The following is a 22,131-nucleotide window of genomic DNA, read 5'->3' on the forward strand; positions in this document are numbered from 1 at the left end:
GTTGATTTTTGGCACGCTGTTGAGTTCTCAAGGAACGGACGCTTCCTTCGTACTCACCCTCTCGGGCTTTCCTCCGGGCTTTTCCCTTCGGTCTTGCGTTTCCGACTCTATCAGATCTTTCCGATCCGATTTCCTCGGTGCTTTCCGGCTTCTCGGTTTTCCCGATCCGCTTTCCGGCGTTGATCCGACTTTATCAGAAGTTCTGAGTCGGATTTCCCGCCCCGCTCGGTCATCCATCCGGACACACGAAGGTGTCGGGGCTTCCCTTGCTGGCGGAGCCGTAAACGTACTGGAGCGGGGCGCCTCGATGCAAATCGAGGCGCCCCGCTCTCAGTTGGCGCTGGTCAGACCCGGGTCAGGGGCCGTCCCTCAGACCTCCACGACCACCGGGAGGATCATCGGGCGCCGGCGGTAGGTGTCCGAGACCCACTTGCCGACCGAGCGGCGGATCAGCTGCTGGAGCTGGTGGGGCTCGACGACGCCGTCCTGGGCCGACTTGTTCAGGGCCTGCTCGACCTTCGGGACCACCGCGTCGAACGCGGAGTCCTCGATGCCGGAGCCACGGGCGTGGATGTTCGGCCCGCTGACGATCTTGCCGGTCGAGGCGTCGACGACGACGAAGACCGAGATGATGCCCTCGTCGCCCAGGATCCGGCGGTCCTTCAGGTGGGTCTCGGTGACGTCGCCGACCGAGAGGCCGTCGACGTAGACGTAACCCGCCTGGACCTTGCCCACGATCCTGGCCTTGCCGTCGACCAGGTCGACCACGACGCCGTCCTCGGCGATGACGATGTGGTCCTTGGGGACGCCCGTCATCGCACCGAGCTCGGCGTTGGCGCGCAGGTGGCGCCATTCGCCGTGGACCGGCATCAGGTTCTTCGGCTTGCAGATGTTGTAGAAGTACAGCAGCTCGCCGGCCGAGGCGTGGCCCGAGACGTGGACCTTGGCGTTGCCCTTGTGGACGACGTTGGCGCCCCAGCGGGTCAGGCCGTTGATCACGCGGTAGACCGCGTTCTCATTGCCCGGGATGAGCGACGACGCCAGGATCACGGTGTCGCCCTGGACGATCCGGATCTGGTGGTCGCGGTTGGCCATCCGGGACAGCGCGGCCATGGGCTCGCCCTGGGAGCCCGTACAGACCAGCACGACCTCGTCGTCCGGAAGGTCGTCCAGGGTCTTCACGTCCACGACCAGGCCCGCCGGGACGCGGAGGTATCCCAGGTCGCGCGCGATGCCCATGTTGCGGACCATCGAGCGGCCGACGAAGGCCACGCGGCGGCCGTACTCGTGCGCCGCGTCGAGGATCTGCTGGATGCGGTGCACGTGGCTGGCGAAGCTGGCCACGATGATGCGCTTCGGGGCGTTCGCGAAGACGTTCCGCAGGACGTTGGAGATGTCCTTCTCCGGCGGGACGAAGCCCGGGACCTCGGCGTTCGTCGAGTCGGACAGGAGAAGGTCGATGCCCTCCTCGCTGAGCCGCGCGAACGCGTGGAGGTCGGTGAGCCGGCCGTCCATCGGGAGCTGGTCCATCTTGAAGTCGCCGGTGGCGACGGCCATGCCCGCGGGGGTGCGGATGGCGACCGCGAGCGCGTCCGGGATGGAGTGGTTGACCGCGATGAACTCGCAGTCGAAGGGGCCCAGGTTCTCCCGGTCGCCCTCGGACACCTCAAGGGTGTACGGACGGATCCGGTGTTCCTGCAGCTTCGCCTCGATCAGCGCGAGGGTCAGCTTGGAGCCGATGAGCGGGATGTCCGGCTTGAGCCGGAGCAGGTAGGGGACGGCGCCGATGTGGTCCTCGTGGCCGTGCGTGAGCACGATCCCTTCGACCTCGTCGAGGCGGTCCTTGATGATGGTGAAGTCGGGCAGGATCAGGTCGATGCCCGGCTGCTCCTCCTCGGGGAAGAGGACGCCGCAGTCGACGATCAGCAGCCGGCCTTCGTACTCGAAGACCGTCATGTTGCGGCCGATCTCACCGAGCCCGCCGAGCGGGATGACGCGCAGGCCACCCTTGGGCAGCTTCGGCGGGGCGCCGAGTTCAGGATGCGGATGACTCAAAAGACTCTCCTCACCACACGCGCCACGTACCGCTTGGGCACGTGGCGCGCATGACATTCGTGCACTTGCTGTTGTCAGTCGATCGTTCGTCGATCGGATATTCAGTTGTGAAGTCTGTAGTTACAGCTCTACCCCGCCGGCGGCGAGATCGATCTTGAGCTGGGCGGTCTCCTCCGGCGAGAGCTCCACGAGGGGCAGGCGCAGGGGGCCGGCCGGGAGGCCCTGGAGGGCGAGGGCAGCCTTGGTGGTCATCACGCCCTGCGTGCGGAACATGCCCGTGTAGATCGGCAGGAGCCGCTGGTGGATCTCGGTGGCCTTCTGGACCTCACCGTTCAGGTGGGCGTCCAGGAGGGCGCGGAGCTCGGGCGTCACGACGTGGCCGACGACGGAGACGAAGCCGCAGGCGCCCACGGAGAGCAGCGGCAGGTTGAGCATGTCGTCGCCGGAGTACCAGGCGAGGCCGGATCGGGCGATGGCCCAGCTGGCGCGGCCGAGGTCGCCCTTGGCGTCCTTGTTGGCGACGATCCGGGGGTGCTCGGCGAGCCGGACGAGCGTCTCGGTGTCGATGGGGACACCGCTGCGGCCCGGGATGTCGTAGAGCATGACCGGCAGGCCGGTGGAGTCCGCGATGGCCGAGAAGTGCCGGTGCAGGCCCTCCTGCGGGGGCTTGTTGTAGTACGGCGTGACGGCGAGGAGGCCGTGCGCGCCGTCGCGCTCGGCGGCGCGGGCCAGCTCGATGGAGTGGTGGGTGTCATTGGTGCCGATGCCGGCGACGACGTGGGCGCGATCGCCCACCGCCTCCAGTACCGCTCGTACCAGCTCCGATTTCTCCGCGTCGCTGGTGGTCGGGGACTCGCCGGTGGTGCCGTTGACGACCAGGCCGTCGTTGCCCGCGTCCACCAGATGGGCGGCGAGTCGCTGGGCACCGTCGAGGTCGAGTGCGCCGTCAGCCGTGAAGGGCGTGACCATGGCGGTGAGGACCCTCCCGAAGGGGGTCTGCGGAGTGGAGATCGGAGCCATGGGTAACACGCTACTCGCTGCTCATCGCCCGGTGTCCCCTCGGGGGACGTGAGAAAGGGAGCCCGGCACTGCCTGCTCGGGGGTTCAAGCAGTGCCGGGTCCGTTTGATCAGCCTAGATGAACTTCGTGAAACGTCGCAATACGGACACTTCGCGTGACGTCGTCGTACATCTGTGCTTTATGGGGCCACACGGCCGTTCTTGTTGAACGCGTCGTACGTGAGCGGCATGAGCTGCGCCCAGTGCTGCTCCATCTTCTCGCCGACCATCTCGATCTCCCGCTGCGGGAAGGACGGCACCTTGGCCAGCTCGTGCTGGGTACGCAGGCCGAGGAAGTGCATCAGCGAGCGCGCGTTGCACGTGGCGTACATCGAGGAGAAGAGGCCGACGGGAAGGACCGAGCGGGCGACCTCGCGGGCGACACCCGCGGCGAGCATCTCCTGGTACGCCGCGTACGCCTGGACGTACGAGTCCTCCATGACGCGGCCGGTCAGCTCCTGCTGGGCCTCGGTGCCCTCGACGAAGACGTACTTGCCGGGGCGGCCCTCCTGGACGAGCTTGCGGGAGGCGTCGGGGACGTAGAAGACCGGCTCCAGCTCCCTGTAGCGGCCCGATTCCTCGTTGTACGACCAGCCGACGCGATGCCGCATGAACTCACGGAAGACGAAGATCGGGGCGCTGATGAAGAAGGTCATCGAGTTGTGCTCGAAGGGGCTGCCGTGCCGGTCCCGCATCAGGTAGTTGATGAGCCCCTTGGACCGCTCCGGGTCCTTCTGCAGCTCTTCGAGCGACTGCTCACCCGCCGTGGAGACGCGGGCCGCCCACAGCACGTCCGAGTCGGCGGCGCTGTGCTTCACCAGCTCGACGGTCACATCGCTGCGGAAACTGGGCTTGAGGTCTGCTGCGGGGGTGTCGGTCACCGGCGGGGTCCTTCCAAAGTGCGTCGCTCGGGCGGCGCCCACTCTACGGGGAGGCACTGACAGCGGATCCCCACACCCACCCGGACGACATTCTTTGGTCAATTCGGGGAAATCGGGCACCGAACGATGACTTTGATCGTCTGTATCTGTGACACCGCACCACACGAGTTCCGAGGAGAGTGGCCCTGATGTTCCGCCGGCGAGAGGCCGTCCCGTTCGCGTTCGTCGCTGAGGCCGACCGCTTCCGCAGTAACGTCACTCCGCCGCCCAGGGAGCGCCTCAGCGTCTCCCAGGTAGCGGGCCGTACGCTGATCGGGCTGACCGTCGTGGCCGGTCTCGTCGGATCGCTGCTCTTCGGAATGCCGTCCATGCAGTCGGGGGCGGCCGAGGGGCACCGTCAGCAGTCCGAAGCCTCCGACGGCCGCTGATCAGAACGGCCCCCCTGAGGTGGCCCGGTCGAGACCACCTGGGTAGCCTCACCGGGCACAGCCCCTTCGAGCGTGCTTGTGAGTGAGGATCAGTCGTGCCCCTGCCTTTTCTGACGGCCGACCGCGCTTTTGACGCGACCGACGACGACGTCGCGCTGCCGTTCGACGACCACGACCAGTGGCGTCGTCCCTACCGGCCCGGCCCCTGGCGCGTCGGGGCGGCGGCGCTCGCGCTGCTGCTCGCCTCGTTCGTGCTCTTCGCCGCGGTGATCATCGTCGCCGCGGGCGCGATGAGCGGTGCCGTCGTCACGTTCGCCCTGGCGGCCCTGATCATCGTCGCCGCGCTGCGGATGCTGCGGGTGGGCACGTGGGTGAGCCGGCACGGCGTGCGCAGGGTCGGCTTCTTCTCCACCACCACGGTGGCGTGGACGCGCGTGGCGCAGGTGCGTACGGCGCAGCAGCCCGTGCGGTGGCTGGGGTTGCCCAGGACCGTGCAGGGCCAGGCCCTGATTCTCGTACGGCAGGGTGGTGAGCAGATCGCTCTGCTCACCGACCACAACGCCGACTTCCTCTCCCGTATCGAGGCGTTCGACCGCGCGGCGGACACCGTCGAGGCGTGGAACGCCGAGTACGGGGTCGTGCCGACTCCCGCGAACTGAGCCCGCTGACGCCCTCGTGGAGCCCCTACGCGCCGACCGTACGGCCGGCGTGCAGGGCGATCGCGCGCTGCATGGCCTTGCGGGCGCGCGGCGTGTCGCGGGCGTCGTGATAGGCGACCGCGAGCCGGAACCAGCAGCGCCAGTCGTCCGGGGAGTCCTCGGTCTCGGCACGCCGCCGCGCGAAGACCTCGTCGGCCGATTCCCGGTCGATACGGCCGCCGGCCGTGCGCTTCAACTCGTCCACCGGCAGGCCGCCTTCGGCCTCCAGTTCGCGGGCGAGCCGCTGCGCGTTCCGCGCGAAGGCGGTGTTCTTCCAGAGGAACCAGCCGCCCACGCAGGGCAGCAGGAACGCGACCGCGCCCATGGCCATGGCGATGGGCTCGCCGGTCAGCAGCAGCAGGACGCCCTCCATCGCCACCACGCCGAAGACGAGGACGAGGACGGTGGCGAGGAAGACGTACGTGATCTTTCCACCCATGACCGTCAGCCCAGGTCCAGGAAGTGTTCCAGGCCGAAGGTGAGGCCCGGGGTGGAGACGACACGACGGGCGCCCAGGAGGATGCCCGGCATGAAGCTGGAGTGGTGCAGCGAGTCGTGACGGATCGTCAGGGTCTCGCCCTCGCCGCCGAGCAGCACCTCCTGGTGGGCCAGCAGGCCCCGGAGCCGTACGGCGTGCACCGGGACGCCGTCGACGTCCGCGCCACGCGCCCCGTCCAGGCCGGTGGCGGTCGCGTCCGGCTGGGTGCCGAGGCCGGCCTCGGCACGGGCGGCGGCGATCAGCTGGGCGGTACGGGTGGCGGTGCCGCTGGGCGCGTCCACCTTGTGCGGGTGGTGCAGCTCGACGACCTCGACGGACTCGAAGTACGGGGCCGCGATCTGGGCGAACTTCATGGTCAGCACGGCGCCGATGGAGAAGTTCGGGGCGATCAGGACGCCGGTCTCCGGGGAGGCGGCGAGCCAGGTGTTCAGCTGCGCGAGGCGGTCCTCGTTCCAGCCGGTCGTACCGACGACGGCGTGGATACCGTGGCGTACGCAGAAGTCGAGGTTGCCCATCACGGAGTCCGGGGTGGTCAGTTCGACCACGACCTGGGCACCCGCCTCGGCGAGCGTCTCCAGCTTGTCGCCGCGGCCGAGCGCCGCGACCAGTTCCATGTCCTCGGCGGCCTCGACGGCCCGTACGGCCTCGGAGCCGATCCGGCCCTTGGATCCGACAACCGCCACGCGCAGCTTGCTCATTGCTCTCTGAACTCCTTCTAGGAGACGGATTCGTGCAGGCGAGCCGCCTGCTTGTCCTTCAGCGGCCCTATGGCGGACAGCGAGGGCCGCTGTCCGAGCACATCACGGGCGACCTCGCGGACCTCGTCCGGGGTGACGGCGGCGATCCGGCCCAGCATGTCGTCGACCGACATCTGGGTGCCCCAGCACAGCTCGCTCTTGCCGATGCGGTTCATCAGCGCGCCCGTGTCCTCCAGGCCGAGGACGGTCGAGCCGGAGAGCTGGCCGATGGCGCGGGCGATCTCGTCGTCGGTCAGCCCGTCGGAGGCGACCTTGTCGAGCTCGTCCCGGCAGATCTTCAGCACGTCGTGGACCTGGTTGGGGCGGCAGCCCGCGTACACCCCGAAGAGGCCGCAGTCGGCGAAGCCGGAGGTGTACGAGTACACGCTGTAGGCCAGGCCGCGCTTCTCGCGGACCTCCTGGAAGAGGCGGGAGGACATGCCACCGCCGAGGGCCGTGTTCAGCACGCCGAGGGCCCAGCGGCGCTCGTCGGTGCGGGCGAGGCCCGGCATGCCCAGGACGACATGGGCCTGCTCGGTCTTGCGGCCCAGGACCTCGACGGCGCCCGCGGTGCGGATCGTGCGCCGGCCGTCGCGCGGGGCGACGGGGACCGCGTCCGTACGGGAGAGGGCTCCCGCCTTCTCGAAGGCGCGGCGGACCTGGCGTACGACGGTCGCGTGGTCGATGTTGCCCGCGGCGGCGACGACCAGGTGGGTCGGGTCGTAGTGCTTCTTGTAGAAGCGGGCGATCCGGCCGCGGTCGAGGGCGTTGATGGTGTCGACCGTGCCGAGGACCGGGCGGCCCAGCGGGGTGTCGCCGAACATGGTCTGCGCGAACAGGTCGTGCACGACGTCACCCGGGTCGTCCTCGGTCATCGCGATCTCTTCGAGGATGACGCCGCGCTCGGCGTCGACGTCCTCTTCGAGGATCAGCGAGCCGGTCAGCATGTCGCAGACCACGTCGATGGCGAGCGGCAGGTCGGTGTCGAGGACCCGCGCGTAGTAGCAGGTGAACTCCTTCGCCGTGAAGGCGTTCATCTCTCCGCCGACCGCGTCTAGCGCGGAGGAGATGTCGAGGGCACTGCGCCGCTTGGTGCCCTTGAAGAGGAGGTGCTCCAGGTAGTGCGTGGCGCCGTTGAGCGTGGGCGTCTCGTCGCGCGAGCCGACGTGCGCCCAGATGCCGAAGGTGGCGGAGCGCACGGAGGGAAGGGTCTCGGTGACGATCCGCAGACCACCGGGGAGGGTGGTGCGGCGGACCGTGCCGATGCCGTCCCGGCCCGGGAGAAGCGTTTGGGTACGGGCGACGGCCCGCCCCTCCGAAGAGGGGCGGGCCGTCACACGGGAACTACGGGACGTCACTGGTCGGTGTCGTCCTTCGCGTCCTCGACGGCGTCCTCGTCCGCGATCACGGGGATCAGGGAGAGCTTGCCGCGCTGGTCGATCTCGGCGATCTCGACCTGGACCTTGGAGCCGACCGCGAGCACGTCCTCGACGTTCTCCACGCGCTTGCCACCGGCGAGCTTGCGGATCTGCGAGATGTGCAGCAGGCCGTCCTTGCCCGGGAGCAGGGACACGAACGCACCGAAGGTGGTGGTCTTGACGACCGTACCCAGGTAGCGCTCGCCGACCTCCGGCATGGTCGGGTTGGCGATGCCGTTGATCGTGGCGCGGGCGGCCTCGGCGGCCGGGCCGTCGGCGGCACCGATGTAGATGGTGCCGTCGTCCTCGATCGTGATGTCGGCGCCGGTGTCCTCCTGGATCTGGTTGATCATCTTGCCCTTGGGGCCGATGACCTCACCGATCTTGTCCACCGGGATCTTGACGGTGATGATGCGCGGCGCGTTCGGGGACATCTCGTCCGGAACGTCGATCGCCTCGTTCATCACGTCGAGGATGTGCAGACGCGCGTCACGGGCCTGCTTCAGCGCGGCGGCCAGGACCGAGGCGGGGATGCCGTCGAGCTTGGTGTCGAGCTGGAGCGCGGTGACGAAGGTCTTCGTACCGGCGACCTTGAAGTCCATGTCGCCGAAGGCGTCCTCCGCACCGAGGATGTCGGTGAGGGCGACGTAGTGGGTCTTGCCGTCGATCTCCTCGGAGATCAGGCCCATGGCGATACCGGCGACGGGGGCCTTCAGCGGCACACCGGCGTTCAGCAGCGACATGGTGGAGGCGCAGACCGAGCCCATGGACGTCGAGCCGTTGGAGCCGAGGGCCTCGGACACCTGACGGATCGCGTACGGGAACTCCTCGCGCGTCGGCAGCACCGGCACGATGGCGCGCTCGGCGAGCGCGCCGTGGCCGATCTCGCGGCGCTTGGGCGAACCCACGCGGCCGGTCTCACCGACGGAGTACGGCGGGAAGTTGTAGTTGTGCATGTAGCGCTTGCGGGTCACCGGGGAGAGGGTGTCCAGCTGCTGCTCCATGCGGAGCATGTTGAGGGTGGTGACGCCCAGGATCTGGGTCTCGCCACGCTCGAACAGCGCCGAGCCGTGCACGCGCGGGATGGCCTCGACCTCGGCGGCGAGGGTACGGATGTCCGTGATCCCGCGGCCGTCGATGCGGACCTTGTCCTTGATGATCCGCTCGCGGACCAGCTTCTTGGTCAGCGCGCGGTAGGCACCGGAGATCTCCTTCTCGCGGCCCTCGAAGGCCGGGAGGAGCTTCTCGGCGGCGAGCTCCTTGACGCGGTCCAGCTCGGCCTCGCGCTCCTGCTTGCCGGCGATGGTGAGCGCCTGGGCGAGCTCGCTCCTGACCGCGGCGGTGAGCGCCTCCAGGACGTCGTCCTGGTAGTCGAGGAAGACCGGGAACTCGCCGGTGGGCTTGGCAGCCTTGGCGGCGAGGTCCGACTGGGCCTTGCAGAGGACCTTGATGAAGGGCTTCGCGGCCTCGAGACCGGCGGCGACGACCTCCTCGGTCGGCGCCTCGGCGCCGCCCTTGACGAGCTCGATGGTCTTCTCGGTGGCCTCGGCCTCGACCATCATGATCGCGACGTCGCCGTCCTCCAGGACGCGACCGGCGACGACCATGTCGAAGACGGCGTCCTCGAGCTCGGTGTGCGTCGGGAACGCGACCCACTGGCCGTTGATCAGAGCGACACGGGTGCCGCCGATCGGGCCGGAGAAGGGCAGGCCGGCCAGCTGCGTGGAGCAGGAGGCGGCGTTGATGGCGACCACGTCGTAGAGGTGGTCGGGGTTGAGCGCCATGATCGTCTCGACGATCTGGATCTCGTTGCGCAGGCCCTTCTTGAAGGAGGGGCGCAGCGGGCGGTCGATCAGGCGGCAGGTGAGGACGGCGTCCTCGGAGGGGCGGCCTTCCCGGCGGAAGAAGGAGCCGGGGATCTTGCCGGCCGCGTACATCCGCTCTTCGACGTCCACCGTGAGGGGGAAGAAGTCGAGCTGGTCCTTGGGCTTCTTGGACGCGGTGGTGGCCGAGAGGACCATCGTGTCGTCGTCCAGGTACGCCACGGCGGAGCCGGCGGCCTGCTTGGCCAGGCGGCCCGTCTCAAAGCGGATGGTGCGGGTGCCGAAGGTGCCGTTGTCGATGACGGCCTCGGCGTAGTGGGTCTCGTTCTCCACTAGCGGTTTCTCCTACGTGTTCGTCTTTTCGTCCGTCGGCCCGTGTGGCCGGGGACGGTGGTGGAGGAGAAGCGCGCCTTCGGATGCGGGCCGGTCTTCGATCGAAGCACCCGGGATTGTGGGGTCCGGGGGCCACTACCGAGGACCGGCGGCGTGCCGGCGGCCTCTCGCTCTTGAATGTGGCGTTGTGTGACCAGACTAAGTGCCGGTCGGTACATCGCGCACGTACAGCAAAGGGAGCGGCCCCCTAAAAGTGGGAACCGCTCCCTTCACGGCGTCCTTACTTGGCACCGCCGGCCGCACCGCGGCGGATGCCGAGTCGGTCGACCAGGGTACGGAAGCGCTGGATGTCCTTCTTGGCCAGGTACTGCAGCAGGCGGCGACGCTGGCCGACCAGGATCAGCAGACCACGACGGGAGTGGTGGTCGTGCTTGTGCTGCTTGAGGTGCTCGGTCAGGTCCGAGATGCGGCGGGAGAGCATCGCGACCTGAACCTCGGGGGAGCCGGTGTCGCCCTCCTTCTGGCCGAACTCGGCGAAAATCTGCTTCTTCGTAGCGGCGTCGAGAGACACTCGGTACTCCTCTGGTGTTCGTGCGCCCACGAGTGCCCCTGGTCTTGGTCTCAGGGGAGCTTCCGTGACTCGGAGGCGAAGGTCCGATGAGCGCAGCTCCCAGAAGGTGAATCCGTGGATTCGGGCATGTCCGGGAGCGCGTACACAAACGGCCGTTACACAGCGTACCAGGTGGCGGGGTGCCCGTTACTTGCTGGTGAGGGAGCGGGCCGCCATGAAGACGTCCAGGACGGCCAGACAGAGCGGAACGAGGGAGAGCAGGACGAAGCCCTCGGTCAGGTCGAGGAAGCGGCCCCAGAAGGGCGAGAGGCCCTTCCTGGGGATGATCAGGCCGATCGCGGTGACCAGGGCGGCGCCCGCGGCCACGGCGGCGGTGAGCCAGATCGTACGGATGTCCAGGCCGCCGCGGTCCCCGTAGATCAGCAGGTCCTTGACCAGGTCGGCCGGCGGGTTCAGGGAGAGGCCGAGGATCAGCAGGGCGATCGCGGCGATACCGGCGACCAGGACGCAGGCGACCTGCGAGGTGTAGCGGAAGAGCCGGGCGCGCAGGAGCATCGCGAGGCCGGCGGCGAGGGCGAGGAGCTGACCCCAGACGTTCCCGGCGAAGCCGAGGACCGCGGCGGAGCCGACGACGACGGCGGCGCAGCCTCCGACGAGGCCGAGGAGCATCTCGTGGCCGCGCCGGGCCTGGAGGGCGATGCGCTCGCCGTCGACGGGCTGGGCCTCGTCGGCGGTGCGGTTCGGGTCGGCGTGGAACTCGTCGTCGGGGGCGCTGCGCGGGGAGGCATAACCGATGGGCAGCCGGGCGAAGCGGGCGGAGAGCCCGGGCAGGAAGGCGACCAGGCCGACGGCGACCGGGGCACAGACGGCGGCCGTCTCGGTGGCCGAGGACTCGGAGACGATCGCCAGGAAGGTGGCGAGGGTGCCGACGGTGGCGAGGAAGGTCGCCGCGACGAAGGGGGCGTCGCCGCTGGGGGTGAGCACGACCAGGGTGACCGAGGCGACCAGCACCGTGAGGCAGCCGAGCAGGAACTGCAGGCGTCCGGGGCCGTGGCCGGCGTCGGGTCCGACTATGCCGGAGCCGGCGATGAGCAGGAGCGGCAGGGCGCCGAGGCCGAGGGCGACGGCGGTGGCCCGGTCGCCGTAGACGCGGGCCCGTACACCGGCGAAGGCGGTCAGCAGGACGCCCACCGCGCCGGCGACGACACCGGGGAGGCTGTGCATGTCGTGGCGTACGGGATCGGCGAACCAGAGGACGAAGCCCATCAGGACCAACAGCAGTACTCCGCCGACGAGTCCGGCCCCCCGCAGCAGGTCGTCGCTCCACAGGTGCCGGTCGCGGGTGACGGCGGAGGCGACGGCGTCGGAGACGTCGTCGAAGACGGCGGGCGGCAGCGACTGCGCGAACGGCCGCAGCGAGAGGACCTCACCGTCGAGGACCTGCTGGGCGGCGAGGGTGCGCGACCCGTCGAGGACCGAGCCGTCACGCCGGACGAGGTGGTAGCCGGTGGGGGTGCCGGCGGACTGGGTCTGACCGGTGAGCCGCAGGATCTCGGGGTAGACGTCGGCCACGGCGATGTCCTCCGGGAGCGCGACGTCTATACGACTGTCCGGCGCCACGACGGTGACACGGCAGAAGCCGGTCGCTGCGGTCGTACTCACGTGTCTGGACCCCCTGATTCGCGGTTGCGCACAGTGCGCGCGCCACCCTACCGGGGACGGGCGGAGGAGGCTGCAAGTAGGATCGCCGTCTCATGGGGGAGGCCGTCGCTCGCTGGGCGCCGGTGCGGAACTCCCGCACGAAGTCCGCCCGTAACGAGGGATTGATGCGCCGGTGAGCCAGATCGTCGTCAAACGCCCGCCGAGGTCCCTTCCTCCGGAAGTACCCAGCGAGGAACTGGTCCTGGAGCCCCCTCCCGAACTGCCGCGCGGGCAGCAGGAGGGCATGTTGATGCAGCTCCTGCCGATGCTCGGCATGGGCTCCTCGGTGGTCTTCTTCTTCATGCCTGGCGCCCATCCGTTCATGCGCATCATGGGCATCCTGATGCTCGTCTCGACCGTCGGAATGGTCATCGCCCAGCTCGTGCGGTTCCGGAAGGGTACGCAGGGGCAAATTGCCGATGTCCGACGCGACTACCTCAAATACCTCGCTCAGACCCGGCGTACGGTCCGGCGCACCGCGCGCAAGCAGCGGGACGCGCAGCTGTATCTGCACCCTGCTCCCGAGCAGTTGTGGTCGGTGGTGGCCGAGGGCTCGCGGGTGTGGGAACGGCGCGTGGGCGACAAGGACTTCGGTCAGGTACGGATCGGGCTCGGCGCCCAGCAGTTGGCGACGCCCCTGGTCGCGCCGGACACGGCGCCGGTGGACGAGCTGGAGCCGCTGTGCGCGGGGGCGATGCAGCAGTTCCTGGCCGTGCACGGTTCGCTGGACGGACTGCCGATGGCCGTCTCGATGCGCGCCTTCTATCACGTGACGGTCTCCGGGGAGCCGGAGGCGGCGCACGCGGCGGCGCGCGGCATGGTCTCCCAGCTGGTGACACTGCACTCCCCCGACGACCTGATGGTGGTCGTGGTCGCGGCTCGGGGCGCGCAGGAGCGCTGGGACTGGACGAAGTGGCTGCCGCACACGCAGGTGGCCGGGCAGATCGACGGCGCGGGCAGCAAGCGGCTGTTCGGCGACGACCTCGGTGAGCTGGAGTCGATGATCCGCTCGCGGCTCGACGGGCGGCCGCGGTTCAGCCGCGACAACCAGCCGGTCCTGGACCAGCCGCATGTCGTGGTGGTGCTCGACGGCGGGATGGTGCCGCCGGACTCGCTCTTCGCGGCGCCCGAGGGTCTGCAGGGCGTGACCATCGTCGAGGTGATCTCCGGGGAGCTCGACGAGCCGCGCGGCGGTCTTTCCGTGGTCGTACGGCCCGGGCGGCTGCGCCTGGAGTCGGGCGGCGGCTTCGCGTACGAGGGTGTGCCGGACGGGATCTCGCTGCCTGCCGCCGAGGCGCTGGCGCGACAGCTCGCGCCGCTGCGGATGGGCGGCGGGGACGACGACGAACCGCTGCTCGCGAACCTGGACTTCACGGATCTGCTGAACCTGGGCGACGCGGCCTCGGTGGACGTGGCACGGACCTGGCGGCCCCGGTCGGTGGCCGAGCGGCTGCGCGTGCCGATCGGTGTCGGCGAGGACGGCCAGCCGGTGATGCTGGACCTCAAGGAGGCCGCACAGGAGGGCATGGGCCCGCACGGTCTGTGCGTGGGCGCGACCGGTTCCGGAAAGTCGGAGCTGTTGCGCACCCTGGTCCTCGGTCTGGCGGTGACGCACTCCTCGGAGACGTTGAACTTCGTCCTCGCGGACTTCAAGGGTGGTGCGACCTTCGCGGGCATGTCGCAGATGCCGCACGTCGCCGCCGTCATCACCAACCTCGCCGACGACCTCACGCTCGTGGACCGCATGGGCGACGCGATCCGCGGTGAGCTGCAGCGCCGTCAGGAACTGCTGCGTTCGGCGGGCAACTACGCCAACATCCACGACTACGAGAAGGCGCGGGCGGCCGGTGCGCCACTGGAGCCGCTGGCGTCGATGGTCCTGGTCATCGACGAGTTCTCCGAGCTGCTGACCGCGAAGCCGGACTTCATCGACATGTTCATCCAGATCGGCCGCATCGGCCGCTCGCTGGGTGTGCACCTGCTGCTGGCCTCGCAGCGGTTGGAGGAGGGCAAGCTCCGCGGCCTGGACACGTACCTGTCGTACCGGATCGGTCTGCGGACGTTCTCCGCGGCCGAGTCCCGCACGGCGATCGGCGTGCCGGACGCGTACCACCTGCCGTCGGTGCCGGGTTCGGGCTATCTGAAGTTCGGTACGGACGAGATGACCCGGTTCAAGGCGGCGTACGTCTCCGGGGCGTACCGCACGGGCGGGCCGCGGCTCGCGGCCGGACAGCTGCCCATCGAGCGGCGGCCGGCGGTCTTCACGGCGACTCCGGTGCCGGTGGTGTACGCGGCGCCCGACCCGGCGTATCTGGCGGCGCAGCGCGAGGAGGAGGACGACGCCCTGGCGGACACCGTCCTCGACGTGATCGTGCGCCGGCTGGAGGGACAGGGCGTGCCCGCCCACCAGGTGTGGCTGCCGCCGCTGGACCGGGCTCCGTCGCTCGACCAGCTTCTTCCGGGGCTCGCGCCGACCGCGGACCGCGGTCTGACGGCGACCGAGTACACCCGCCCCGGCGGTCTGACGGTGCCGCTCGGCCTGATCGACAAGCCCTTCGAGCAGCGGCGCGAGGTCCTGTACCGGGACTTCTCGGGCGCGGCCGGCCACATGATGGTGGTCGGCGGTCCGCAGTCCGGCAAGTCGACGCTGATGCGGACGCTGATCTCGTCGTTCGCCCTGACCCACACGCCCGCCGAGGTGCAGTTCTACGCACTGGACTTCGGCGGTGGCGGCATGGCGTCGCTGGCCGATCTGCCGCACGTCGGAGGGGTCGCGTCCCGGCTGGATCCGGAGCGCGTTCGGCGTACGGTCGCGGAGGTGCTCGGCGTACTCAACCGGCGCGAGGAGTTCTTCCGCTCGCACTCCATCGACTCGATCTCCACCTATCGGCGCAAGCGCGCCGCGGGTGAACTGCCCGGCGAGGCCTGGGGCGACGTGTTCCTGATCATCGACGGCTGGGGCGGCTTCAGGGGCGAGTACGACATGCTGGAGGGGATCGTCTCCGACATCGCGGCGCGCGGTCTCGGGTACGGCATCCACGTCGTCATCACCGCCGCCCGGTACATGGAGGTGCGGGCAGCGATCAAGGACCAGATGCTGAGCCGTCTGGAGCTGCGTCTGGGTGACGTGATGGACTCCGAGTTCGACCGGAAGGTGGCGGCGAACGTCCCGACGGGGGTGCCCGGTCGTGGCCAGGTGCCGGAGAAGCTCCACTTCATGACAGCGCTGCCGCGGATCGACGGTTCGGGCTCGGCGAGCGACCTCTCGGTGGGTACGGCGAACTTCGTCGCTGCTGTACGGGGTTCCTGGACGGGGCAGGTGGCGCCGTCCGTCCGGCTGCTGCCGCACAAGTTGCCGGCCGACCAACTGCCGAAGGGCTTCGAGTTCCCTCAGCACGGCATCGCGATCGGCATCGACGAGACGCGGCTGGAGCCCGTGTTCGTCAACTTCGACACCGATCCGTTCTTCCTGATCTTCGGCGAGAGCGAGTCCGGCAAGACGAACCTGCTGCGGCTGATCACCAAGCAGATCGCGGAGCGGTACTCCCCCGACGAGGCCAAGCTCGTCGTGGGCGACTACCGGCGCGCGCTGCTCGGCAGCCTGCCGGAGGAGCACCTGCTCGAGTACGCGCCGATGGCGAGTTCGATGCAGATGCACATGGAGGCGCTGGCCGGCGTGTTCGCCCGGCGCCAGCCTCCGCAGGACGTGACCCCGCAGCAGCTGCGGGACCGCAGCTGGTGGTCGGGGCCTCAGGTCTTCATCGTCGTCGACGACTACGACCTGGTGGCGACGAGCGGCGGCAACCCGCTGGCCGCGCTCGCGGAGTACCTCCCCTTCGCCCGGGACACGGGCGTCCGGTTCATCATCGCGCGCAACAGCGCGGGGGCCTCGCGCTCGATGTACGAGGCGTTCATGCAGCGCATCAAGGAGCTCGGCGCGCAGGGCGTGGTCCTGTCGGGCGACCCGCAGGAGGGCGACCTCCTGGGCAGCGCCCGGCCGCGGCCGATGCCGCCGGGGCGTGGCTTCTTCGTGGGGCGCCGGGGCGGCTCGTCGCTGGTGCAGACGGGACGGATGCCGGAGAGGTGAGAACTGCGCGGCGGCCCGTGACGTCGTCACCAATGGACGTGGACACTTCATCACTGCAAACATCGCCCTAACCCAGCGAGGGGGAATCAATGTCGTTCAACGACGAGTGGACCCAGGCGAAGAACGCCGCGATCGAGAACCAGTCGGCGAACACACGCCTCAACCAGCTCCCCGCGGACGGGGGAGGTGGCGGGGGCACCGGACCCGCCGACCTGGCGACCACGCCCGCGAAGAAGAAGGCGGCCGCCAACGCCATCGAGAACCACATCCAGCCGGACGTGAAGTCGGCCGCCGACGCGGCCGACGAATCGACCAGCGGTGCCGTCGCCGAGTTCAAGGGCTGGGAGACGGCCGCCGGACTGAAGAAGGCCCATGAACACTGGGACAGTCAGGTGAAGCGTCTGAACGCGCGGCTGGAATCGGAGAAGGGCGCTCTTCGGGGCGCGTCGACGCTGTTCCAGAGCAACGACATCGTGACGGGGTACGGCTTCGCCCCGGCACAGTCGAAGGTCTCGGGACTGTAGGGGGAATCGCGATGCCGACGTACGAAGAGATCATGAAGACCGACCTCGGCAAGCTGAGCACCGCCGCCGACGGCTGGAAGAGCATGGCGGAGAAGTTCAAGAAGGTCGAGGACCTGTACGAGAAGGAGGTCCAGAAGGTCGCCACGGGCAACCCGCTGTGGACCGGCCAGGCCCAGCAGATCGGTGCGGTCAACCTCGGCATCACCCGCAACGAGCTCGACGCCGCGCAGAAGGAAGCGAAGGCGATGGAGTCGCTGCTGCGGGATGCCCACAGCACGCTCACGGAGCTCAAGAGCCGGGTGACGACCGCCGTGAAGGAGGCGGTCGACGCCGGGATGAAGGTCTCCGAGTCCGGCAACGCGAGCTTCGACTTCAGCAAGGTCACCGACAAGGAGGCCTACACGATCAAGCACGACCCTGAACTGCACTCGGTCGAGCAGTCGTACACGAAGAAGATCAACGACGCGGTCAAGGCAGTCACGGAGTTCGACCAGGACGTCAAGACCGCCCTCCTGAACGCGTCGGGCGCGGACGGCACGGCCCCGCTGGGCTTCAACTCCAAGCCGGTGGGCGACGTGGAGGCCGTGGAGGCGCTCGCCCTCTCGGAGAAGGTGCGCAACGGCGACGCCTCGAAGAAGGAGCTGGAGCAGTACCGCGACATCCTCGAGAAGAACGCCAAGGACAAGCACTTCAGCGAGGCGTACCTGCACGGCCTGGGGGCCAAGGACACCCTGAAGATCGCCGACGAGATGAACCTGGCGGCGAACGAGCGGGGCATCTCGGACGCGGACAAGAAGCTGTACAACTCGATCAACGCCGGCCTCGCGGACACGATCGCCTCGGGGACGAAGGACCCGAACAGCTACGCGTACCGGCCGTTCGTCGATGGTCTGAAGGGCCTCGGCGACAAGGACGTCACCGGCGGGCAGGTCCCCACGCAGGGGTACCAGGTCCTCGTCACCCTCATGAACCAGGGGAACCCGGACGGCTACGGCAAGGAGTTCCTGAACGAGCTCGGTCACGACATGATCGAGATCGAGAAGAAGGACCCTGACAACTGGCTGCACTTCAACGACGTCAAGCGCCCCAACGTCGCTGCCGACCCGCTGGACGGCCTGCTCAACATCATGAGCAAGGACCCCGCGGACGCCGAGTACTTCCTCGACCCCAAGGCTCCGGGTAACGAGAACGAGCACCTGAAGTTCCTGCTCACGGATCGGGAGTGGCCGAAGGAGGGGATGAACAACATCTATGGGCCTCCCCAGTTCATGGATGACCCCTCAAAGGCCACGGGCCTCGGCAACGCCATTCAGGCGGCGGCGACGGGCCACGAGCCGGGCGAGAAGCCGGGCCCGGTCGGCGGACACACCGAGGGGCAGGCGCGGGTCATGCATCACGCCATCAGGTACCTCGACTCCGAGATGAACGGCGACAAGTGGCCCGAGGACCTGGCGAACATTCAGAAGCCGATGGCTCACGCCATGGCCGACTACGTGGCCGACACCCACGTCATCCTGGGCGGTCAGGAGTCTGCCTACGGCGGGATCGACGGCAACGACGGCATCAACGGATCGGGCGACAAGGCGAACATCGCGGTGGGGCAGGGAAGCCTCGTCCGTGTCATGCGCGGAGTCTCCGACGACAGCGAGGCCTACGCCTTGCTGTACGAGGCTGAGCGTGCGTACTCGGCCAGTCAGCTCGCCGGTGCTCCCGCGTTCGAGGGCGACAAGGTGCACGGTTCGAGCGCGGACTGGAACGACCGCGGCCGGGACGTCGGTGCGGCCATGGGCGCACTGAACGGCATCGGTGCCGACGTCTATCGCGACAAGGTGGACGACAAGACCGAATGGGCCGAGACGACCGCGGAGTACTCGGCCAATGGCGTCAACAGCGTCGTCGGTGAGATCCCGTTCGCCGGTTCGGCCGCCGGCGCCATCGTCGACACCGTCAAATACGAGTGGGTCAAGGACATCACCGACGCGGCGGAGGAACAGGGCAAGAAGGACGGCAGCACCAACTACGCGAGGGGCATGGAGGGCACCAACCGCCTCTTCGACGCTTGGGGAGAGAAGAATGGCATCCAGGGAGACGGCGCTTGGAAGGAGGCCAAGAACAGTGCCAATGACGGCTACGACGCCGGGCGGAACGCTGCCACGACGCATCTTCACCACTAGTTTCCGGGCCTGGCCCGCCGTAATCGCAGCGATGGCCATCGGGGTGACCGCGTGCGGATCCGACGACGACTCCGCGGCACCCGTCGAGGAGCCGTGCAGCGTGACCGCCGGATCCAGCGAGGCAAGGCTGCTCCACGATCTGCTCGGCACGGATCGAGTGGAAACGACCTCCTTCGAGAACACCTCGGACCTGGCGGATCGGCTCCTCGCCGATCTACGCCAGAAGACACCGGGGAACGCGACCTCCACCGTGGACGCCTGCAGGTTCAAGCCGGAGGAAGGGACGGGAAGCAAGGCTGCCCGCCTCGAGTTCTACTGGGTGCCGAAGGACTTCGCCGGCCGACAGCTGCCGGGCACGGTCAGCCGGTACGACCTCAATGGGGTGAAGGGCCAGGCCAACGACATCAGCTCGCAGCTCCGCGTGCCGTGCGCCCTGCCTGGAGCCGACGCCAAGGCCTCGAACGGCATGCTGCTCCAGGCAGATCTCTCGAACACTGTCCTCATGGGCACCAAGGTCGCTCCGGAGACGAAGGAACAACAAATTTCCTTCGCCTATCTCATGGCTCGTCGGGCCACAGACGCCTTGGGCTGCGAGGGTGATCCGCTGAAGAAGGAGCCTGTCGTTCGAACTGAGAGCGCTGGATCGTGACGTTCGACCGGGGCGAGAACGTCCAGGACATGGCGGGACAGCGGTGCGAACCAGGGACGGCCGCGCGAAAACGCGCGTCATGGCCGCTCTTGGCCATCGCCGCTTTCCTCACCGTGACGTCATGCACCAGCGAAACGCCGCCTCAGGCAGCACATCCTGACAATTACGTGTGCGACATCTCTTCCGAATCCGCCGAGGCAGAGCTGTTGCGCCAGGTGATCAGGGCGGAAACCTTCACGGACCGAATCAGTAACCGAACCCCTGACTTCGTCGAGAAGATGCACATCAACCTGCGCGGGTACCCGGAAAAATGGATGACCCATCGCCTCAGGCAGTGCGAGTTCTTCCCGGACCGTCAGCACGGAGACGGCCAAGCTTCCATCGAATACAGCTGGGTGCCCCTCGCCGACGCGGAGACGGGCAAGAACCCGGACGGCACCCGCCACTACCGTCTGGCCGACGCGACAGGGAAGTCCCACGACGTCAGTACGGACATCTATGTCCCGTGCGACATGCCTGGTGACCTCAACGCACGGTCGAAGAAGTTTCTTCTCCACGCCGACGCCTCGTTCACCGTGAACCTTGGTCCGGTCAAGGACCACGGCACGCAGGATCAGCAGATGGCGTTCCTCTACTACATGGCGCGCAAGGCCACGGAAGTCCTCGGTTGTGAGAACCAGCCATTGGCCGAGGAGCCAGTGGTGAAGCCGCTCTCCACGGAACAGTGAAAGACGATCATGACTCATACCAAGCGCGCGATCGCCGCCGCGGCCGGCGCCGTCATGCTGGCCACCCTCGTCGCCTGCGGAGGCGACGGGGCGGACGCCGGCGGCTCCTTGAGTGTGGACCGGCTGGTCACGCTCGCCGAGGAGGTCGGGAAGGACGGGGCCGACAGTTGTCCGGTGCCGTACGACGCGGGGAAGGCCGGTGAGTCGGCGAAGCTGGGCGAGAGCATCGAGCCGGGCCACGCGACGTCCGACGCGGCGAGCCCCGTCGCCACCGCCGAGGGCGGAAGGACGACGGATCCGCAGTCGGTGTGGCAAGGCAAGACCGGTGCGCTCATCAGCTGCTCGTACCACGTGGGCGAGGAGAAGCTGGAGATCCACACCATCGGTACGGAGGAGGGGAGCGGGATCTACGCCCTGGCGCCCGTCATCCAGAGTGCCGGCAGCATGGGTGTCGACGAGCTGAAGTCCTACACCGAAGAGGGCGCGAAGGCGAAGACGGGAGCGGTCGTGCCCAGCAAGAGCGGGAACGTCGTCACCGTCCGGCTCGACGCCGAGGGCAAGGGCGACGTCGCCTTGGTGATGACCTCCGGCGAGTCCGGGGAGACCTCGCTGAAGCCGGAGCAGGTCGTGGAGTTGGCCAAGACCTTCGCCGCACAGGCGAAGTGACGGGCCGGCGAGCGTGAATCTCGCCGTTCCTCAGGACACGAGCCCCCGTCGTCCCAGATCATTGACCTGCGACGACCTTGCACGTTCCAACGCCGCACCGCCGCACCGCCGCACGAAGGAGCACAGCCTGATGGGCACTCAGCAGGAGAAGGACGAGCTGTACGCGCTCGACATCAGCGACGTCGAGTGGCAGGGCCCTCCCGGCACGACCGCCGACGAGGAGCGCGTGGAGATCGCCCACCTGCCGGGCGGGGCCGTGGCGATGCGCTCCTCCCTCGACCCCGACACCGTCCTGCGCTACACCGAGGCCGAGTGGACGGCCTTCGTCCTGGGCGCCAAGGACGGCGAGTTCGACCTGAAGTAGGCCGCGTACGGACGAGGCGTACGCGAAGGGGCCCGTTCCGGCTGGAACGGGCCCCTTCTGCTGTGCGTACCGGACGCTCGGGGTCAGTACCCCTCGGTGAACAGGCGCGACGCCTTGACGTCCGTGGCGCGGTAGCTGTCCTTGCCCGTCTCGATCTGCTTGGCGACGAGCTCGAGGCGGTTCTTCATGTCCTCGGCGCGCTTCTTGTACTTGCCCTGGAGGATCACGTACTCCTGGTGGGCCTCGCCGTCCCAGGTGTCGGTGACGACACGGAGGGCGGCGTTCATCTCTTCGAGGTCCTTGATGATGTTCGAGGAGACGGTCCGGAGGCGGTTCGCCATCTCCTGGACGCTCTCGTACCGGACCTTGGTGTTCTGATCGATGCCGGACATGGTGCTCTCCTCGGACTCAGAGGTTGTTCAGCGCGGAGTTGTTGGCCTTGAGGGTCTGGAACACCTCGAAGTCGTTCGCGGTGCTGAGGTTCTTGGTCTCGTTGACCGCGTTGAGCAGCACGTTGAGCAGGCGGCGAATGGTGTCGTGGTCCTCGTTGAGGGCCGTCTGCGCGGTCTTGAAGCCGGCCGCACCCGCACCCGTCCAGCCCGCGTGGACCGTCTCCAGGATGTTGGCCATCTCGCGGGCCTGCTTGGAGACCTCTTCACCGGTCTGCATGATCTTGTTCTTGGCCTGGGTTACCGGATCCTCGGCAAGCCCGAACCCACCTGCGGGGCTGGTCATGT

Annotated in this window: 20 protein-coding genes; 9 read left to right on the plus strand and 11 right to left on the minus strand. The window is 68.4% G+C overall.

Annotated elements, in window-relative coordinates; all coding sequences use genetic code 11:
• Positions 1-369: 369 nt before the first annotated feature.
• From ACZ3OF_RS30695 to thyX, 3 genes are all read right to left on the minus strand, one after another.
• On the minus strand, positions 370-2,055 hold the full coding sequence (locus ACZ3OF_RS30695; RefSeq protein ID WP_361603414.1) for a ribonuclease J: 1,686 nt from the start codon (positions 2,053-2,055) through the stop codon (positions 370-372).
• Positions 2,056-2,175: 120 nt separating this feature from the next.
• Positions 2,176-3,075: a 4-hydroxy-tetrahydrodipicolinate synthase gene (gene dapA, locus ACZ3OF_RS30700; protein ID WP_361681198.1), complete on the minus strand. Its 900-nt coding sequence runs from the start codon at positions 3,073-3,075 to the stop codon at positions 2,176-2,178.
• A 178-nt stretch (positions 3,076-3,253) separates the two neighbouring features.
• The gene (gene thyX / locus ACZ3OF_RS30705; protein WP_361681201.1) at positions 3,254-3,994 is read right to left on the minus strand and encodes an FAD-dependent thymidylate synthase; all 741 of its coding nucleotides are present in this window, start codon (positions 3,992-3,994) and stop codon (positions 3,254-3,256) included.
• Positions 3,995-4,182: 188 nt separating this feature from the next.
• Here thyX and ACZ3OF_RS30710 point away from each other — a divergent pair, with 188 nt between their 5' ends.
• Together ACZ3OF_RS30710 and ACZ3OF_RS30715 are read left to right on the plus strand one after the other, a co-directional pair.
• Positions 4,183-4,422 (plus strand): hypothetical protein, encoded by a 240-nt coding sequence (locus tag ACZ3OF_RS30710; protein WP_361681204.1) that lies wholly within the window; start codon positions 4,183-4,185, stop codon positions 4,420-4,422.
• Between the two features lie 95 nt (positions 4,423-4,517).
• Positions 4,518-5,081: a hypothetical protein gene (locus ACZ3OF_RS30715; RefSeq protein ID WP_361681207.1), complete on the plus strand. Its 564-nt coding sequence runs from the start codon at positions 4,518-4,520 to the stop codon at positions 5,079-5,081.
• A gap of 25 nt (positions 5,082-5,106) precedes the next feature.
• On the opposite strand, the gene ACZ3OF_RS30720 is transcribed toward ACZ3OF_RS30715, so the two are convergent.
• From ACZ3OF_RS30720 to eccD, 6 genes are all read right to left on the minus strand, one after another.
• On the minus strand, positions 5,107-5,559 hold the full coding sequence (locus ACZ3OF_RS30720; protein WP_361603428.1) for a tetratricopeptide repeat protein: 453 nt from the start codon (positions 5,557-5,559) through the stop codon (positions 5,107-5,109).
• Between the two features lie 5 nt (positions 5,560-5,564).
• On the minus strand, positions 5,565-6,317 hold the full coding sequence (gene dapB / locus ACZ3OF_RS30725; protein WP_361681209.1) for a 4-hydroxy-tetrahydrodipicolinate reductase: 753 nt from the start codon (positions 6,315-6,317) through the stop codon (positions 5,565-5,567).
• Positions 6,318-6,334: 17 nt separating this feature from the next.
• Entirely contained in the window at positions 6,335-7,714 is a 1,380-nt protein-coding gene (locus ACZ3OF_RS30730; RefSeq protein WP_361649600.1) for a M16 family metallopeptidase, read from the minus strand.
• Positions 7,711-9,930, minus strand: a complete 2,220-nt coding sequence (locus ACZ3OF_RS30735) for a polyribonucleotide nucleotidyltransferase (protein WP_361681212.1) — start codon at positions 9,928-9,930, stop codon at positions 7,711-7,713. Before ACZ3OF_RS30735 ends, ACZ3OF_RS30730 begins: the two co-directional genes overlap by 4 nt.
• Before the next feature lie 280 nt (positions 9,931-10,210).
• Positions 10,211-10,501, minus strand: a complete 291-nt coding sequence (gene rpsO, locus ACZ3OF_RS30740; protein ID WP_331917982.1) for a 30S ribosomal protein S15 — start codon at positions 10,499-10,501, stop codon at positions 10,211-10,213.
• Between the two features lie 186 nt (positions 10,502-10,687).
• Positions 10,688-12,163: a type VII secretion integral membrane protein EccD gene (eccD, locus tag ACZ3OF_RS30745; protein WP_361681214.1), complete on the minus strand. Its 1,476-nt coding sequence runs from the start codon at positions 12,161-12,163 to the stop codon at positions 10,688-10,690.
• A 172-nt stretch (positions 12,164-12,335) separates the two neighbouring features.
• Between eccD and eccCa the strand changes: the two genes are divergently transcribed.
• From eccCa to ACZ3OF_RS30780, 7 genes are all read left to right on the plus strand, one after another.
• Positions 12,336-16,289 (plus strand): type VII secretion protein EccCa, encoded by a 3,954-nt coding sequence (eccCa, locus tag ACZ3OF_RS30750; RefSeq protein WP_467308031.1) that lies wholly within the window; start codon positions 12,336-12,338, stop codon positions 16,287-16,289.
• 89 nt (positions 16,290-16,378) lie between these two features.
• Positions 16,379-16,813, plus strand: a complete 435-nt coding sequence (locus tag ACZ3OF_RS30755) for a hypothetical protein (protein ID WP_361681219.1) — start codon at positions 16,379-16,381, stop codon at positions 16,811-16,813.
• 11 nt (positions 16,814-16,824) lie between these two features.
• A complete protein-coding gene (locus ACZ3OF_RS30760; protein ID WP_467308034.1) occupies positions 16,825-18,987 on the plus strand; it encodes a hypothetical protein in 2,163 nt (720 codons plus the stop codon).
• 100 nt (positions 18,988-19,087) lie between these two features.
• Complete coding sequence (locus tag ACZ3OF_RS30765; RefSeq protein ID WP_467308036.1) at positions 19,088-19,636, plus strand: hypothetical protein; 549 nt, start codon at positions 19,088-19,090, stop codon at positions 19,634-19,636.
• Positions 19,633-20,364, plus strand: coding sequence for a hypothetical protein (locus ACZ3OF_RS30770; protein WP_467308038.1), 732 nt, complete (start codon positions 19,633-19,635; stop codon positions 20,362-20,364). The genes ACZ3OF_RS30765 and ACZ3OF_RS30770 overlap by 4 nt, the downstream gene beginning before the upstream one ends.
• Before the next feature lie 9 nt (positions 20,365-20,373).
• Complete coding sequence (locus ACZ3OF_RS30775; protein ID WP_467308040.1) at positions 20,374-21,030, plus strand: hypothetical protein; 657 nt, start codon at positions 20,374-20,376, stop codon at positions 21,028-21,030.
• Between the two features lie 130 nt (positions 21,031-21,160).
• The gene (locus tag ACZ3OF_RS30780; protein ID WP_361681231.1) at positions 21,161-21,394 is read left to right on the plus strand and encodes a DUF397 domain-containing protein; all 234 of its coding nucleotides are present in this window, start codon (positions 21,161-21,163) and stop codon (positions 21,392-21,394) included.
• 83 nt (positions 21,395-21,477) lie between these two features.
• Here the strand turns inward: ACZ3OF_RS30780 and ACZ3OF_RS30785 are convergent, their stop codons facing one another.
• Positions 21,478-21,786: a WXG100 family type VII secretion target gene (locus ACZ3OF_RS30785; RefSeq protein WP_361681234.1), complete on the minus strand. Its 309-nt coding sequence runs from the start codon at positions 21,784-21,786 to the stop codon at positions 21,478-21,480.
• Between the two features lie 16 nt (positions 21,787-21,802).
• Positions 21,803-22,129, minus strand: a complete 327-nt coding sequence (locus ACZ3OF_RS30790) for a WXG100 family type VII secretion target (protein WP_361603457.1) — start codon at positions 22,127-22,129, stop codon at positions 21,803-21,805.
• Between the last annotated feature and the right edge of the window lie 2 nt (positions 22,130-22,131).

It is taken from the genome of Streptomyces sp. NPDC022552, assembly GCF_055561875.1.

Bases quoted from the DNA above. Each gene is read 5' to 3' on its own strand.
- ACZ3OF_RS30760 (WP_467308034.1), top strand. From the start codon at position 16,825: ATGCCGACGTACGAAGAGATCATGAAGACCGACCTCGGCAAGCTGAGC.
- dapA (WP_361681198.1), bottom strand. From the start codon at position 3,075: ATGGCTCCGATCTCCACTCCGCAGACCCCCTTCGGGAGGGTCCTCACC.
- dapB (WP_361681209.1), bottom strand. From the start codon at position 6,317: ATGAGCAAGCTGCGCGTGGCGGTTGTCGGATCCAAGGGCCGGATCGGC.
- ACZ3OF_RS30785 (WP_361681234.1), bottom strand. From the start codon at position 21,786: ATGTCCGGCATCGATCAGAACACCAAGGTCCGGTACGAGAGCGTCCAG.
- ACZ3OF_RS30710 (WP_361681204.1), top strand. From the start codon at position 4,183: ATGTTCCGCCGGCGAGAGGCCGTCCCGTTCGCGTTCGTCGCTGAGGCC.
- ACZ3OF_RS30790 (WP_361603457.1), bottom strand. From the start codon at position 22,129: ATGACCAGCCCCGCAGGTGGGTTCGGGCTTGCCGAGGATCCGGTAACC.
- ACZ3OF_RS30775 (WP_467308040.1), top strand. From the start codon at position 20,374: ATGACTCATACCAAGCGCGCGATCGCCGCCGCGGCCGGCGCCGTCATG.
- ACZ3OF_RS30755 (WP_361681219.1), top strand. From the start codon at position 16,379: ATGTCGTTCAACGACGAGTGGACCCAGGCGAAGAACGCCGCGATCGAG.
- ACZ3OF_RS30720 (WP_361603428.1), bottom strand. From the start codon at position 5,559: ATGGGTGGAAAGATCACGTACGTCTTCCTCGCCACCGTCCTCGTCCTC.
- ACZ3OF_RS30780 (WP_361681231.1), top strand. From the start codon at position 21,161: ATGGGCACTCAGCAGGAGAAGGACGAGCTGTACGCGCTCGACATCAGC.